General features: G+C 73.8%; 15 protein-coding genes and 1 pseudogene. 3 read left to right on the top strand and 13 right to left on the bottom strand.

Going from position 1 to position 13667, the window contains the following annotated elements; translation table 11 throughout:
• Window positions 1–25: 25 nt before the first annotated feature.
• The 3 genes from LCE31_RS26095 to hisI are packed head-to-tail and all read right to left on the bottom strand — an operon-like array spanning window position 26 to window position 2620.
• Window positions 26–694, bottom strand: coding sequence for a TIGR02234 family membrane protein (locus LCE31_RS26095; protein WP_374118559.1), 669 nt, complete (start codon window positions 692–694; stop codon window positions 26–28).
• 25 nt (window positions 695–719) lie between these two features.
• Window positions 720–2255 carry an anthranilate synthase component I gene (locus tag LCE31_RS26090; protein WP_225018253.1) on the bottom strand — a complete coding sequence of 512 codons (1536 nt, stop codon included), beginning with the start codon at window positions 2253–2255 and terminating at the stop codon, window positions 720–722.
• 11 nt (window positions 2256–2266) lie between these two features.
• Complete coding sequence (gene hisI / locus LCE31_RS26085) at window positions 2267–2620, bottom strand: phosphoribosyl-AMP cyclohydrolase (protein WP_225018251.1); 354 nt, start codon at window positions 2618–2620, stop codon at window positions 2267–2269.
• A gap of 83 nt (window positions 2621–2703) precedes the next feature.
• Here hisI and LCE31_RS26080 point away from each other — a divergent pair, with 83 nt between their 5' ends.
• Window positions 2704–3336, top strand: coding sequence for a TIGR03085 family metal-binding protein (locus tag LCE31_RS26080; RefSeq protein WP_225018249.1), 633 nt, complete (start codon window positions 2704–2706; stop codon window positions 3334–3336).
• A 67-nt stretch (window positions 3337–3403) separates the two neighbouring features.
• On the opposite strand, the gene LCE31_RS26075 is transcribed toward LCE31_RS26080, so the two are convergent.
• The 10 genes and pseudogenes from LCE31_RS26075 to hisD form a co-directional block, all read right to left on the bottom strand.
• Window positions 3404–4702: an MFS transporter gene (locus LCE31_RS26075; RefSeq protein WP_225018247.1), complete on the bottom strand. Its 1299-nt coding sequence runs from the start codon at window positions 4700–4702 to the stop codon at window positions 3404–3406.
• Window positions 4699–5318 (bottom strand): annotated as a pseudogene (locus LCE31_RS26070) (ArsR/SmtB family transcription factor). Before LCE31_RS26070 ends, LCE31_RS26075 begins: the two are co-directional and overlap by 4 nt.
• 130 nt (window positions 5319–5448) lie before the next feature.
• Window positions 5449–6204 carry an imidazole glycerol phosphate synthase subunit HisF gene (gene hisF, locus LCE31_RS26065; protein WP_225018245.1) on the bottom strand — a complete coding sequence of 252 codons (756 nt, stop codon included), beginning with the start codon at window positions 6202–6204 and terminating at the stop codon, window positions 5449–5451.
• Window positions 6201–6644: a RidA family protein gene (locus LCE31_RS26060; RefSeq protein WP_225018243.1), complete on the bottom strand. Its 444-nt coding sequence runs from the start codon at window positions 6642–6644 to the stop codon at window positions 6201–6203. The genes hisF and LCE31_RS26060 overlap by 4 nt, the downstream gene beginning before the upstream one ends.
• Window positions 6641–7375, bottom strand: coding sequence for a bifunctional 1-(5-phosphoribosyl)-5-((5-phosphoribosylamino)methylideneamino)imidazole-4-carboxamide isomerase/phosphoribosylanthranilate isomerase PriA (gene priA / locus LCE31_RS26055; protein ID WP_225018241.1), 735 nt, complete (start codon window positions 7373–7375; stop codon window positions 6641–6643). The genes LCE31_RS26060 and priA overlap by 4 nt, the downstream gene beginning before the upstream one ends.
• On the bottom strand, window positions 7375–8010 hold the full coding sequence (gene hisH, locus LCE31_RS26050) for an imidazole glycerol phosphate synthase subunit HisH (RefSeq protein WP_225018239.1): 636 nt from the start codon (window positions 8008–8010) through the stop codon (window positions 7375–7377). The genes priA and hisH overlap by 1 nt, the downstream gene beginning before the upstream one ends.
• A 124-nt stretch (window positions 8011–8134) precedes the next feature.
• A complete protein-coding gene (locus tag LCE31_RS26045; RefSeq protein WP_225018238.1) occupies window positions 8135–8302 on the bottom strand; it encodes a hypothetical protein in 168 nt (55 codons plus the stop codon).
• A gap of 1 nt (window position 8303) precedes the next feature.
• Window positions 8304–8897 (bottom strand): imidazoleglycerol-phosphate dehydratase HisB, encoded by a 594-nt coding sequence (gene hisB / locus LCE31_RS26040; protein WP_225018236.1) that lies wholly within the window; start codon window positions 8895–8897, stop codon window positions 8304–8306.
• Window positions 8894–9991: a histidinol-phosphate transaminase gene (locus LCE31_RS26035; RefSeq protein ID WP_225018256.1), complete on the bottom strand. Its 1098-nt coding sequence runs from the start codon at window positions 9989–9991 to the stop codon at window positions 8894–8896. The genes hisB and LCE31_RS26035 overlap by 4 nt, the downstream gene beginning before the upstream one ends.
• A 62-nt stretch (window positions 9992–10053) precedes the next feature.
• Entirely contained in the window at window positions 10054–11385 is a 1332-nt protein-coding gene (gene hisD / locus LCE31_RS26030) for a histidinol dehydrogenase (RefSeq protein WP_225018234.1), read from the bottom strand.
• A 289-nt stretch (window positions 11386–11674) separates the two neighbouring features.
• On the opposite strand from hisD, the gene LCE31_RS26025 reads away from it, so the two are divergent.
• Together LCE31_RS26025 and LCE31_RS26020 are read left to right on the top strand one after the other, a co-directional pair.
• Window positions 11675–12697, top strand: a complete 1023-nt coding sequence (locus LCE31_RS26025; protein ID WP_225018231.1) for a hypothetical protein — start codon at window positions 11675–11677, stop codon at window positions 12695–12697.
• Between the two features lie 11 nt (window positions 12698–12708).
• A complete protein-coding gene (locus LCE31_RS26020) occupies window positions 12709–13449 on the top strand; it encodes an LON peptidase substrate-binding domain-containing protein (protein ID WP_225018229.1) in 741 nt (246 codons plus the stop codon).
• The last annotated feature ends 218 nt before the right edge of the window (window positions 13450–13667 follow it).

The following is a 13667-nucleotide window of genomic DNA, read 5'->3' as shown; positions in this document are numbered from 1 at the left end:
GTCACGGGGCGCCGGGGGCGGGCGCTCAGGGCCCGCCGGTGGGGTCCTCGCCCCGGTCGAGGGCCTTCCAGAGGTCCTCGGGGCGGTCCGGGTCCACGACCGGCTGACGGCGCGCCGCCGCCTTGACGCCCGCGGCGCCTGTGCCCCGCTCGTACCGGCCGGACATGGCGGGCCACCGCCTGCCGTATCCGAGCGCGAGCAGTCCGGCCAGCAGGATGAGCACCCCGGCCACCGCCGTCACGTACGGCCATACGGTGTGGCTGAGCGCGTGCACGGTCGCCGAGGCGTCGCCCGTGGTCTGCGCGGCCTTCTCGTCGAGGGCGTCCGAGCCGGTGTCGCCGAGGACGGCGGAGACCGCGGCGCCCGCGCCGCTCAGCGCGAGCAGCAGCGCGACGACGAAGCGTCCGGCGCGGCGCACCGCGAAGACGGCGACCAGCGCGGCGAGGCCGACCACGGCGAGCGCGGCGGGCACACCGGTCACGTCGCGGCCGTCGGCCGCGATGGTGACGGCGCCGCCGCCGACGGTGGCGGCGCCCCTGGCCCAGGTCTGGCCCGAGGCGACGAGCGCCACCGCGGCGCCGGCGGCACCGAGGAGCAGGGCGGCTGCGAGGCTGCGGCGCCCGCTCGGGGCGCCTGCCGCGCGTCGTTGGTCGGTGGCCCCACGGGGGGCGGGTAGCGCTGTCACGCCCTCCACTATCCCCTACGGCCTCCGGCCCGGTTCAGTCGGTGGTCGGCTGTCGCTCCTTCATGTGCGCCAGCCGGTTCGCGGTGTGCACGGCGCGCAGCACGGCCGCGGCCTTGTTGCGGCACTCGGTGTCCTCGGCGACCGGGTCGGAGTCCGCGACGATGCCCGCGCCGGCCTGCACGTACGCGGTGCCGTCGCGCAGCACGGCGGTACGGATCGCGATGGCGGTGTCGGAGTCGCCCGCGAAGTCCAGGTAGCCCACACAGCCGCCGTACACGCCACGCCGCGTCGGCTCCAGTTCGTCGATGATCTGGAGGGCCCGGGGCTTCGGGGCGCCGGAGAGGGTGCCCGCGGGGAAGCAGGCGGTGAGGACGTCGAAGGCGGTACGTCCCTGCGCGACGCGGCCGGTGACCGTGGAGACGATGTGCATCACGTGCGAGTACCGCTCGACGGCCATGAAGTCGACGACCTCGACGCTGCCGGGCTCGCAGACCCGGCCGAGGTCGTTGCGGCCGAGGTCGACCAGCATCAGGTGTTCGGCGCGCTCCTTGGGGTCGGCGAGGAGTTCGTCGCCGAGGTCCTGGTCCTCGCGCGGGGTGGCGCCACGCGGCCGGGTCCCGGCGATGGGGTGCACCAGGGCGCGGCCGTCCTCGACCTTGACCAGGGCCTCGGGGCTCGACCCGACGACGTCGAAGGCCACCTCGCCGTCGTCGCCGGGGAAGCGGAACAGGTACATGTACGGGCTCGGGTTGGTGGTCCGCAGCACGCGGTAGACGTCGAGGGCGCTCGCGGTGCAGGGGGTCTCGAACCGCTGCGACGGCACGACCTGGAACGCCTCCCCCGCCCTGATGCGCTCCTTGATGTCCTCGACGGCCTCGCGGAACCGGTCGCCGCCCCACAGGGCGGTGTACTCGGGCAGTTCGGAGGGCGGCAGTTCGGTGGGCACCGAGTCGAGCGGCCTGGCGAGGTCGGCGGCCATGGCGTCGAGACGGGCGACGGCGTCCTCGTACGCCTCGTCGACGCCGGTCGCGAGGTCGTTGTGGTTGATCGCGTTGGCGATCAGCAGGACGGTGCCCGTCTGGTGGTCGAGCACGGCGAGGTCCGAGGTGAGGAGCATCGTCAGCTCGGGCAGCCGCAGGTCGTCGCGGGCGTGGTCGCCGATCTTCTTCTCCAGGCGGCGCACGATGTCGAACCCGAGGTGGCCGACCAGTCCGCCGGTGAAGGGCGGCAGCCCGAGACCCGCGGTCAGGTCGCGGGGCGTGTGGAGCGCCTCCAGGGTGGCGCGCAGGGCGGCGAGCGGGTCGCCGTCCGTGGGGACGCCGACGGGCGGGGTGCCGAGCCAGTGCGCGGCGCCGCCGCGCTCGGTCAGCGCGGCGGCGGACCGTACGCCGATGAAGGAGTAGCGGGACCAGGAGCCCTGCTCCGCGGATTCCAGCAGGTAGGTGCCGGGGCGCTCGGCCGCGAGCTTGCGGTACAGGCCGACCGGGGTGTCGCCGTCCGCGAGCAGCCGCCGGCTCACGGGGATGACGCGGCGGTCCACCGCCAGCTTGCGGAACGTCTCAAGATCCATGGCCGGAGACCCTACTCGGCCGTGAGGGGCAGTGTCCCCGCGTCGAAACAGGTCCGGTCCCCGGTGTGGCAGGCGGCCCCCACCTGATCGACCTTGACGAGGACGGTGTCGCCGTCGCAGTCGAGGGCGACGGACCTCACGTGCTGGGCGTGGCCCGAGGTGTCGCCCTTGACCCAGTACTCGCCGCGGCTGCGGGACCAGTAGGTGCAGCGCCCGGTGGTCAGGGTGCGGTGCAGCGCCTCGTCGTCCATCCAGCCGAGCATGAGGACCTCGCCCGTGTCGTACTGCTGGGCGATGGCGGGGAAGAGGCCGGCGGCGTCGCGCTTGAGGCGGGAGGCGACGGCGGGGTCGAGCGAGGTGGTCATGGGCCCATGATGCCGCGTTCGGGCGGGTGGGCGACGGGCAGCCCACTGGGCGGACGGGAGGGGGCGGCCGTACGCTAGCGGGCATGTCGACCCATGCCAAGCGTGAACGACTTCTGCTCGCCGATCTGTTGGAGGCCGCGGGCCCCGACGCCCCCACGCTGTGCGAGGGGTGGCTCGCCCGCGACCTCGCCGCCCACGTGGTGGTGAGGGACCGGCGCCCCGACGCGGCGGGCGGCATGTTCGTCCCGGCGCTGCGCGCGCGCCTCGACCGGGTGCAGTCCGAGTACCTCGGCAAGCCGTACGAGGAACTGATCCAGATGGTCCGTACGGGCCCCGGGAAGATGTCGCCGTTCGGCCTGAAGCAGGTCGACGAGGCGGCGAACACCACGGAGTTCTACATCCACGCGGAGGACGTCCGCCGCGCCCAGCCCGACTGGACGCCGCGCGAGGTGGACCCGGTCTTCGCGGACTCCCTCTGGTCGCGGCTGGAGAAGGGCGCCCGGCTGATGGGCCGGAAGTCCCCGGTGGGCCTGGTCCTGCGCCGGCCCGACGGCCGCACGGCGGTGGCGCACAAGGGCACCCCCGTGGTCACGGTGACGGGCGAGCCCGGCGAGCTGACACTGTTCCTCTCGGGCCGGCAGGCCCAGGCGGACGTGTCGCTGGACGGCGACAAGGACGCGGTGGCGAAGCTGCTGGACGCGAAGCTCGGCATCTGAGCCGGCCGAGGGGCGCGGGTACGAGCCGCCCGCGCCCCCGGCCCGCGGCGATGGGGCGGTGGACGGTTCAGCCGCCGCCCAGCGTGGCGCGCCGCAGCGCGGGCACGCCGAGCGCGATCAGCCCGCCCGCCGCGCACAGCGCCGCACCCGCGAGGTAGACCGGGGCCGTGCCCCAGGCGGCGACGACGGCACCGGTCACGGGGTAGTTCAGGGGCGCGACGCCCAGGGTGAAGAAGGTCGTCACCGAGGTCACGCGCCCGAGGTCGCCGGGGTCCGCGTAGGTCTGGGCGAGCGCTCCGCACAGGGCGCCGCCGAGCCCGGCGAGCAGCCCGACGGCAAGCGCGGCGAGGACCGCGGTCGGCACAGTGGGCGCGGCGCCGAGCACCGCCACGGCGGTCGCCCCGGCCACGATCCCGAGGCCCATGACGAGCCCGGCGCGGGGTATCCGGCCACGCCACACGAGAAGCAGGGACACGGCTCCCGCGCCGAGCCCGAAGGCGGACACGAGCCAGCCCATCGCCTCGGCCCCCCAGCCGCGCTCCCGCACGAGCAGGGTCAGGCCCAGGTTCAGAGGCCCGGAGAAGCCCAGTTCGCTGAGCGCGACGACCAGGACCAGCGGGGCGAGGACCCGGTGGCCGCGGATGTGGCGCAGCCCGTCCGCGAGGTCACGCAGCGGGCTGCCGGGTCCCTGGGACGGGCGGGCGCCGGCCGGCCCGCCGGACGGGGCGGGCGCGATGCGGACGGCGAGCAGGGTGACGTACGAGGCGCCGAACAGGACGCCCGCGGCGGCGAATGCCGTGCCCGAGCCGCCGAGCGCGACGAGCAGCCCGCCGAGCGGCGCTCCGGCCACGTTGGCGAACCGTACGGACAGGCCGCGCATGCCCTGTACGCGGGCGAGCTGGTCCCGCCCGGTGATCCTCGGGGGCAGCGCGCCGACCGCGGGCAGGAACAGGGCGTCCACGGCGCCGAAGACGAGCGCCAGGGTCAGCAGCAGCCAGAGGGCGGGCGCGGCCAGCAGCAGGAAGGCGGCAGCGGCGAGGATGACGAGGCAGCGTGCCGCGTCACTGCCGAGGACGAGGCGGCGGGGCCCCAGCCGGTCGGCGAGCACTCCCCCGCCGAGCATCAGGGCCGCGCGCGGCAGGGCGCCGGCCGCGAGCACGATGCCTGCCTGCGTGGTGCTGCCGCCCCGCGTCGCGGCCCAGGAGAGGGCCAGGAAGTACACGCTGTCGCCGACGGTGGAGGCCGTATAGGCGCCCAGCCAGCGCAGGACGTTCGGATCGCGGTGCGCCGGGCGGCCGGGGGCGGCCCCCGCGGCCGGCCGGGCACCGGGGAGGGCGGTCCGCACGTCCCGCCGGGGTCTGCTCATCGCGTACGGAAGGGGAAGGCGTACAGGTGGAGGGCGACGTCCTCGCGGCCCTCCGTGTCTCCCGCCTCCTGGGCGGCGATGGCGTCGGCCCGGTGACGGCGCACCAGGGCGTGCATCTCCTCGGAGAGCCGGGCCAGTTCGTCCGCGGTGAGCGGGGCGAGGGACTCCGTGCTGAAGGCGGCGGGGGCCCCCCCCCCCCGGCCGCGCGGCCGGGGGGGGGGGGGGGTGGGGGGGGGGGCGGGCCCCCCCCCCCCCCCCCACCCCCCCCCCCCCCCCCCCCCCGCGCGGGGCGGCCCCCCCCCTTCTCCGGCGCGTCCTGGAAGTCCTCCTGTCGGAAGGTGAGTCCGCCCGCGACGGGCTGCCACCAGCGCTCCCTGCCGTCGCCGCCGTGCCGCTCCGCCTCCTCGATCAGACCGTGCTCCGCGAGCTTGCGCAGGTGGTAGCTGACCAGCGAGACCGCCTCGTCGACGTGGTCGGCGAGCTGGGAGGCGGTGGCGGTGCGGGCGAGGGACAGGGCGCGGTAGAGCCTCATGCGCAAGGGGTGGCCGAACGCCTTGAGGGTGCCGAGGTCGGTGATCCTGCGCGTCTCGTTCCGCGTCGTGTCGTTCTGCGTCATGCCGCGAGGCTAGACAGGAAAATAAAGTTGCACAATATTATTTGCGCAATTTTCTTTTCCCATGAGGTCGTGAAAACGCCCGCACGGCAGGTGGGCCGATGCGGGCGGATTCGCGAGGCGGCGCGTCTGCTCAGCGCACCGCGTGGCCCGCCTCGCGGAGGGCTGTTTTGACCTCGCCGATGCGCAGGTCGCCGAAGTGGAAGACGGAGGCCGCGAGGACGGCGTCCGCGCCCGAGGCCACGGCGGGGGCGAAGTCCTCGACGCGGCCCGCGCCGCCCGAGGCGACGACCGGGACGCGGACGCGGGCGCGGACCGCCTGGATCATCTCCGTGTCGTAGCCGTCCTTCGTGCCGTCCGCGTCCATGGAGTTGAGGAGGATCTCCCCCGCTCCGAGGTCCGCGGCGCGCTCGGCCCACTCGACGGCGTCGATGCCCGTGCCGCGGCGGCCGCCGTGCGTGGTGACCTCGAACGAACCGGTCGGCGTCCGGCGCGCGTCGACGGACAGGACCAGGACCTGGCGCCCGAACCGCTCGGCGATCTCCCGGATCAGTTCCGGGCGGGCGATGGCCGCCGTGTTCACGCCGACCTTGTCGGCGCCCGCGCGCAGCAGCCGGTCCACGTCGTCCGCGGTGCGGACGCCGCCGCCGACGGTCAGCGGGATGAAGACCTGTTCCGCCGTGCGCCGTACGACGTCGTACGTGGTCTCGCGGTCGCCCGACGACGCGGTGATGTCGAGGAACGTCAGCTCGTCGGCGCCCTCGGCGTCGTAGAGCGTGGCCATCTCGACGGGGTCGCCCGCGTCGCGCAGGTTCTGGAAGTTGACGCCCTTGACGACCCGGCCGCCGTCCACGTCCAGGCAGGGGATGACACGGACCGCGACCGTCACCGTGCCGCTCCCGCGTCCGGCGCGCCGGCGCCGGGGGCCCGGAAGGCCTCGACCTCGACCTCGACGACCAGGCTCGGGTCCACGAACCCGGCCACCACGATCATCGACGCGGCGGGCCGTACCGCGTGGAACAGCTCGTGGTGGGCGCGGCCCACGTCGTCCGCGTCCCGGGAGTGCGTGATGTACATGCGGGTGCGCACGACGTCCGCCGTGTCGAGGTCCAGCTCCCGCAGGGCGCTGATCGCGACGGAGAAGGCCGTCTTCGTCTGCTCGTACGGGCTCCCGTCGGCGATCCTGCCGCCCACCACGGACGTGCACCCGGAGACGAGTACGAGCCCGTTGGGCAGCCGGACGGCGCGGGAGTAGCCGTAGGGCTCCTCCCAGGGGCCGTCCGTCGACAGCCTCCTGATGCCGCCTGCCGTGTCCTTGATCTCGGTCATGGGGTCACCACCGCGAGCGCCTCCTGGAGGGTGAATGCCTTCGCGTACAGCGCCTTCCCGATGATGGCGCCCTCGACGCCTTCGGGGACGAGGGAACCGATCGCCCGCAGGTCGTCCAGCGAGGAGACGCCGCCGGAGGCGACCACGGGCCGGTCCGTCGCCGCGCACACGTTCTTCAGCAGGTCCAGGTTGGGGCCCGCCAGCGTGCCGTCCTTCGCGATGTCGGTGACGACGTAGCGCGCGCAGCCCTCCGAGTCGAGGCGCTCCAGTGCCTCGTAGAGGTCGCCGCCGTCGCGGGTCCAGCCGCGTCCGCGCAGCGTGGTGCCGCGTACGTCGAGGCCCACGGCGATCTTCTCGCCGTGGCGCGCGATGACACGGGCGACCCACTCGGGGTTCTCCAGCGCCGCGGTGCCGAGGTTGACGCGCGTGCAGCCCGTGGCGAGGGCGGCGGCGAGCGTGTCGTCGTCGCGGATGCCGCCGGACAGCTCGACCTTGATGTCCATCGTCCCGGTGACCTCGGCGAGCAGCGCGCGGTTGTCCCCCGTACCGAAGGCGGCGTCGAGGTCGACCAGGTGCAGCCACTCGGCGCCCGCGGACTGCCAGGCGAGCGCCGCCTGGAGGGGGGAGCCGTAGGAGGTCTCGGTGCCCGACTCGCCGTGCACGAGGCGCACGGCCCGGCCGTCGCGCACGTCGACGGCGGGGAGGAGTTCGAGCGTGGAAGTGGACTGCATCAAAGGGTTCCGATCCAGTTGGTGAGCAGCTGCGCTCCGGCGTCGCCGGACTTCTCGGGGTGGAACTGGGTGGCCCACAGGGCGCCGTTCTCCACGGCGGCGACGAACCGCTCGCCGTGGGCGGCCCAGGTGACCCTGGGCGGCCTGATCCGGGGGTTGGTGACCTCAAGTCCCCAGTGGTGCACGGCGTACGAGTGGACGAAGTAGAAGCGGGCGTCGTCGTCGAGCCCCGCGAACAGCTCGCTGTCGCCGGGCGCCTCGACGGTGTTCCAGCCCATGTGCGGGACGACGTCGGCCTTGAGCGGTTCGACGGAGCCGGGCCACTCGTCGAGGCCCGCGGCCTCCACACCGTGCTCGATGCCGCGCTCGAAGAGGATCTGCATGCCGACGCAGATGCCGAGTACGGGCCGGCCGCCGGAGAGCCTGCGGTCCACGATCCAGTCGCCGCGTGCGGCGGTGAGCCCCGCCATGCAGGCGGAGAACGCGCCGACGCCGGGCACCAGGAGCCCGTCGGCGTTCATCGCGCGGTCGTAGTCGCGGGTGATCTCGACGTCCGCGCCGACCCGCGCGACGGCGCGCTCGGCGGAGCGCACGTTGCCGAAGCCGTAGTCGAAGATCACGACGTTCTTGCTCATGTCGTCCGTTCCCTCGGGCGGGCGGTCACAGCGGCCCCGCGGGCCCCGCGGGCCACGGCGGTCGTGTGGGCCGCGGTCGTCACGGTTGTCACGGCCGTCGTGTCTGCCATGTCTGTCACACCTGCTAGGTCCATAGTCCCTGGATGCGCAGTATCCCCGCGGCCAGGCAGAACGCGGAGGATATGCCGACCAGGACGATGACGCCGAGCGGCAGCTTCTGCTTGGCGAAGGAGTACACGCCGCCGGCGAGGAACAGCCCCACCAGGATGAGGATGGTGTTGAGCCCGGTCATCTCAGAGGGCGCCCTTCGTGGAGGGCAGGATGCCCACGGCGCGCGGGTCGCGCTCCGAGGCGTACCGCAGCGCCCTTGCCAGCGCCTTGAACTGGCACTCCACGATGTGGTGCGCGTTGCGCCCGTACGGTACGTGGACGTGCAGCGCGACGCGCGCCTGGGCGACGAAGGACTCCAGCACGTGGCGGGTCATCGTCGTGTCGTACGAGCCGATCATCGGCGCCATGGTCTCGGGCTCGGTGTGCACGAGGTACGGGCGGCCCGACAGGTCCACCGTGACCTGCGCGAGCGACTCGTCCAGCGGCACCGTGCAGTTGCCGAAGCGGTAGATGCCGACCTTGTCGCCGAGGGCCTGCCGGAACGCGGCGCCGAGCGCGAGCGCGGTGTCCTCGATGGTGTGGTGCGAGTCGATGTGCAGGTCGCCCTCGGTCTTGACCGTGAGGTCGAACAGGCCGTGCCTGCCGAGCTGGTCGAGCATGTGGTCGAAGAAGCCCACGCCGGTCGCGACCTCGACCTGTCCCGTGCCGTCGAGGTCGATCTCCACGACGACGGACGTCTCTTTCGTACTGCGTTCGACTCGGCCGATGCGACTCATGCGCTCTGCTCCTTCTTGAGATCGCGTACCGCGTCGAGGAACGCGTCGTTCTCGGCGGGGGTACCCGCGGTCACCCGGAGCCTGCCCGGCACGCCGTTGTTCCGGACGATCACTCCGCGGTCGAGGATGTGCTGCCAGGCGGCCTGCGCGTCCTCGAAGAGGCCGAACTGCACGAAATTCGCGTCGGAGTCCGTGACCTCGAAACCGAGTGCCCTCAATTCCTCGACCAGGCGATCCCGCTCGGTCTTCAGCTGCTCGACGTACCCGAGCAGAGTATCGGTGTGCTCCAGGGCGGCGAGCGCGGTGGCCTGGGTGACGGCGGACAGGTGGTACGGAAGCCGTACGAGCTGCACCGCGTCGACCACCGCGGGATCGGCGGCGAGGTAGCCGAGCCGCAGGCCGGCCGCGCCGAACGCCTTCGACATGGTCCGCGACACGACGAGGTTCGGCCGTCCTTGAAGCAGCGGGAGCAGCGAGGGGTGGTGGCTGAACTCCGCGTACGCCTCGTCCACGACGAACAGCGAGGGGCGGGCGCGCTGCGCCGCCTCGTACAGCGCGAGGACGGTGTCGGCGGCCACGGCGGTGCCGGTCGGGTTGTTGGGCGTGGTGACGAACACGACGTGCGGGCGGTGCTCGGTGATGGCGGCGGCGGCCGCGTCCACGTCGATGGTGAAGTCCTCGTGGCGCGGCCCGGAGATCCAGCCGGTGCTGGTGCCGCGCGCGATGAGGCTGTGCATCGAATACGACGGCTCGAAGCCGATCGCGGTGCGGCCGGGTCCGCCGAAGGCCTGGAGGAGCTGCTGGAGGATCTCGTTGGAGCCGTTGGCGGCCCAGAGGTGCGCGGCGGTCAGGGGGAGGCCGCCGGTGCGCGTGAGGTACGCGGCGAGCTCGGTGCGCAGCTCTACGGCGTCCCGGTCCGGGTAGCGGTTGAGGCCGCGGGCGGCCTCGCGGACCCGCTCGGCGATGCGCTCGACGAGCGCGTCGGGCAGCGGGTACGGGTTCTCGTTGACGTTGAGCTGCACGGGCACGTCGGGGTGCGGCGCGCCGTAGGGCGACTGGCCGCGCAGCTCGTCGCGCAGGGGCAGGTCGTCCAGGCCGACGGCACGGGCGCCGCCGGGAGTGGTCTCGCGGGGGGCCTCGCCGGGGGTCGTACGGGTCACTTCTGGGGCACCTTCCACCCGAACCTGGCCTTCAGCGCCGCGCCGTGCGCGGGCAGGTCCTCCGCCTCCGCGAGCGTCACGACGTGGTGGGTGACGTCGGCGAGCGCGTCGCGCGTGTAGTCCACGACGTGGATGCCGCGCAGGAACGACTGCACGGACAGGCCCGAGGAGTGGCAGGCGCAGCCGCCGGTCGGCAGGACGTGGTTGGAGCCTGCCGCGTAGTCGCCGAGGGAGACCGGGGCGTAGGGGCCGACGAAGATCGCGCCGGCGTTGCGGACCCGGGCGGCGACGGCCGCCGCGTCGGCGGTCTGGATCTCCAGGTGCTCGGCGGCGTAGGCGTCGGCCACGCGCAGCCCGTCGTCGAGCGAGCCGACGAGGACGATCGCGGACTGGCGCCCCGCGAGGGCGGGCCTGATCCGCGCCTCGGCGTGCTTGCTCGCCTCGACCTGCGGGGCGAGCTCGGCCTCGACGGCGTCCGCGAGGTCCACGGAGTCGGTGACGAGGACGGCCGCCGCCATCGGGTCGTGCTCGGCCTGGCTGATCAGGTCGGCGGCGACGTGCACCGGGTCCGCGGTGGCGTCGGCGAGGACGGCGATCTCGGTGGGGCCCGCCTCCGCGTCGATGCCGACGACGCCCTTCAGGAGGCGCTTGGCGGCGGCGACGTAGATGTTGCCGGGGCCCGTGACCAGGTCGACGGGGCGGCAGCCGCCGGGGCCCGGGATGCCGTACGCGAACATCGCGATCGCCTGGGCGCCGCCGGCCGCGTAGACCTCGTCCACGCCGAGCAGGGCGCAGGCGGCGAGGATGGTCGGGTGCGGCAGGCCGCCGAACTCGGCCTGGGCGGGCGAGGCGACGGCGATGCCCTCGACCCCGGCCTCCTGGGCGGGCACGACGTTCATCACGACGGACGACGGGTAGACCGAGAGGCCGCCCGGCACGTAGAGGCCGACGCGCGAGACGGGCACCCACCGCTCGGTGACGGTGCCGCCCGGCACGACCTGGGTGGTGGTGTCGGTGCGCCGCTGGTCGCGGTGGACGGTCCTGGCCCTGCGGATGGACTCCTCGAGCGCGGCCCGTACGGCGGGGTCGAGTGCGCCGAGCGCCCGGTGCAGCGCCTCGGGCTCCACGCGCAGGCTCGCCGGCCGCCCGTCGCCGAACTTCTCGCCCCACGAAAGGACCGCCTCGGCACCGCGATGGCGTACGTCCTCGCAGATGGGCCGCACCTTCTCCAGGGCGGCTTCCACGTCGAACTCGGCACGGGGCAGCAGGGAACGCAGAGCGGCACCTTCGGGGAGGGTGTCGCCGCGCAGGTCGATTCGTGAGATCACGGGTCCAATTCTCGCAGACCGGCACGGCGGGCCCGACGCCCGTATCAGTGGGTGATATGGGACGTGCGCACGGTGAAGGGGCGGCAGTGGCGCACGGTCCCCGGCCCGCCGAGGCCGCAGGACGGCGCGGAACGCGCTCATCCGGGGACCCCTCCGCCCGATTGATCACTGACGGTCACGTCCAGTCACGCTTTCTTTACCGCCTCTTGACGCCGGAAAGCACAACCCTCCCGCCCCGTACGAAAGCTTCACAGCTGCCCCCTGGCGCCTCCGCGACCTGCGGTTTTGAATGGTCCACACCATGTCTTTGCTTCGCGCTCTGATCAGTACCGCGCGTATGGTCAGGCACACTCCGGGGCTCGCGGCCGGGCTGCCGCCGGACGACGCGGTCCTCCTCGACGCTCCGGACGGTCAACTCGCGCCCGCGCTGCTCTCGGCCGCTCTCGGCGAGTACGAGGACGCCGCCAAACTGCTCGCGACCACCCGTGAGGGGGGCGAGTGGGAGAGCCGTGACCGCTATGTGATGAAACTCGCGGCGTTCGCGCACCGACGTGACGGCTGGCTGACCCGCTGGCTGCGCGCCGCCCCCAGCGACCCCGACGCGCTGGTGGTGAAGGCCGAACTCGCCGTGCGCAGGGCCTGGGAGTCGCCCGCGCGCGCCGAGCGGCTGCGGGACGCGGGTCCGCTGATCGACGCGGCGGCCGACGGCGACCCGCGCGACCCCGTGCCGTGGCGCATCGCCCTGGACCACGCGCGCGGCACGCACGCCTCGCACAGCCACTTCGAGGCGCTGTGGTCGCAGGCGGTACGGCGCAGCGCGCACCACTACGGCTGCCACGCGTCGGCCCTGCTGTACCTGTCGGCGCAGTGGTACGGATCGCACCGCGAGTGCCTCGACTTCGCGGAGGAGGCGGCGCACGACGCGCTGCCTGCGTCACTGATCAGGACGTTGCCCGCGCGCGCCGCGTTCCAGCAGCTGCTGGACTGCGCGCCGTCGCCGGTGCAGGCCGACCGGATGGACCGGGCGGCGGATCTGGCGATCGGCCTGTCGGAGCGCTACCGGCCGGGCGACCCGTGGCCCGCCGAGGCCCGCAACCTGCTGGCGTACGTGCTGGTGCGGCGGGGCAGGTGGGCGGACGCGCTGGAGCAGTTCCGCATGATCGGGCCGTACGCGACGTCGTTTCCGTGGACACGGTTCAGCGACGATCCGCTGCGCGAATTCCTGGAAACACGCGACGGAGTACGGCTCCAGGTGGCTTCCGCGACGCCTTTGTGCCACAGACCTGGCCGACCGGGGCCCTTCGCCCACTAGGCTTGCCGGTCGTGACCACGGCAAGCCTCCCCCTGTTCCCGCTCAACGCGGTCCTGTTCCCCGGCCTCGTGCTGCCGCTGAACGTGTTCGAGGAGCGCTACCGCGCGATGATGCGGGAGCTGCTCAAGGCCGACGACCCCGAGACGCGGCGATTCGTCGTCGTCGCGATCCGCGACGGGCACGAGGTCGCGGTGACCTCGCCCGGCATGCCCGACCCGACGTCCGTGCCGGAGCGCGGCCCGACGGCCGGCTTCGGGGACACGCCCCTCGACTCCTTCCACGGCATGGGCTGCGTCGCCGACGCCGCCACGATCCGGGAGCGGCCCGACGGCAGCTTCGAGGTCGTGGCGACCGGCACGACCCGCGTCAGGCTCCTGTCCGTCGACGCTTCGGGGCCCTATCTGACGGCACAGGTGGAAGAGGTGCCCGAGGAGTCCGGCGAGGGCGCGGACGCGCTCGCGGAGGGCGTGCTGCGGGCCTTCCGCACGTACCAGCAGCGGCTCGCGGGCGCGAGTGAGCGCACCCTGCCGGACGACGAGGAGCTGCCGGGCGAGCCCCCCGTGGTGTCGTACCTGGTCGCGGCGGCCGCGATGCTGGACGTACCGGCGAAGCAGCAGTTGCTGGAGGCGGCGGACACGGCGTCGCGGCTGCGGCAGGAGCTGAAGCTGCTGCGCGCGGAGACCGCGGTGATCCGCAAGCTGCCCTCGCTGCCCGCGACGGACCTGACGACGACCCCGACGAACCTGAACTGACGACGCCGCACCGGCCGCGGGCGTCGTGCCGGACGGCGCGCCCGTGCCCCGGTGCGGCCCGAGGAGCGGACGGCACGGCCGGATGGCGAAGAAGCAGCGGAAGGGCGGGGGCGGCCCCCCCCCCCCCCCCGCCCGGGCGGCGGCGGGCCTGGCGGTCACCCGGCCCCCCTACCAGCCCGCCCCCGCGGCCCCGAGGTACGGGGCGGAGGCCCCCGAGG

Origin of the sequence: Streptomyces sp. 8L (assembly GCF_020176795.1) — a bacterium.
Lineage (GTDB): Bacteria > Actinomycetota > Actinomycetes > Streptomycetales > Streptomycetaceae > Streptomyces.
This window is presented reverse-complemented; position numbering and strand designations above follow the sequence as displayed.

Coding starts and splice junctions, on each gene's coding strand:
- LCE31_RS26090 (WP_225018253.1), bottom strand. CDS start 2,255: ATGGATCTTGAGACGTTCCGCAAGCTGGCGGTGGACCGCCGCGTCATC.
- hisI (WP_225018251.1), bottom strand. CDS start 2,620: ATGACCACCTCGCTCGACCCCGCCGTCGCCTCCCGCCTCAAGCGCGAC.
- LCE31_RS26080 (WP_225018249.1), top strand. CDS start 2,704: ATGTCGACCCATGCCAAGCGTGAACGACTTCTGCTCGCCGATCTGTTG.
- LCE31_RS26075 (WP_225018247.1), bottom strand. CDS start 4,702: ATGAGCAGACCCCGGCGGGACGTGCGGACCGCCCTCCCCGGTGCCCGG.
- LCE31_RS26060 (WP_225018243.1), bottom strand. CDS start 6,644: ATGACCGAGATCAAGGACACGGCAGGCGGCATCAGGAGGCTGTCGACG.
- priA (WP_225018241.1), bottom strand. CDS start 7,375: ATGCAGTCCACTTCCACGCTCGAACTCCTCCCCGCCGTCGACGTGCGC.
- hisH (WP_225018239.1), bottom strand. CDS start 8,010: ATGAGCAAGAACGTCGTGATCTTCGACTACGGCTTCGGCAACGTGCGC.
- LCE31_RS26045 (WP_225018238.1), bottom strand. CDS start 8,302: ATGACCGGGCTCAACACCATCCTCATCCTGGTGGGGCTGTTCCTCGCC.
- hisB (WP_225018236.1), bottom strand. CDS start 8,897: ATGAGTCGCATCGGCCGAGTCGAACGCAGTACGAAAGAGACGTCCGTC.
- LCE31_RS26025 (WP_225018231.1), top strand. CDS start 11,675: ATGGTCCACACCATGTCTTTGCTTCGCGCTCTGATCAGTACCGCGCGT.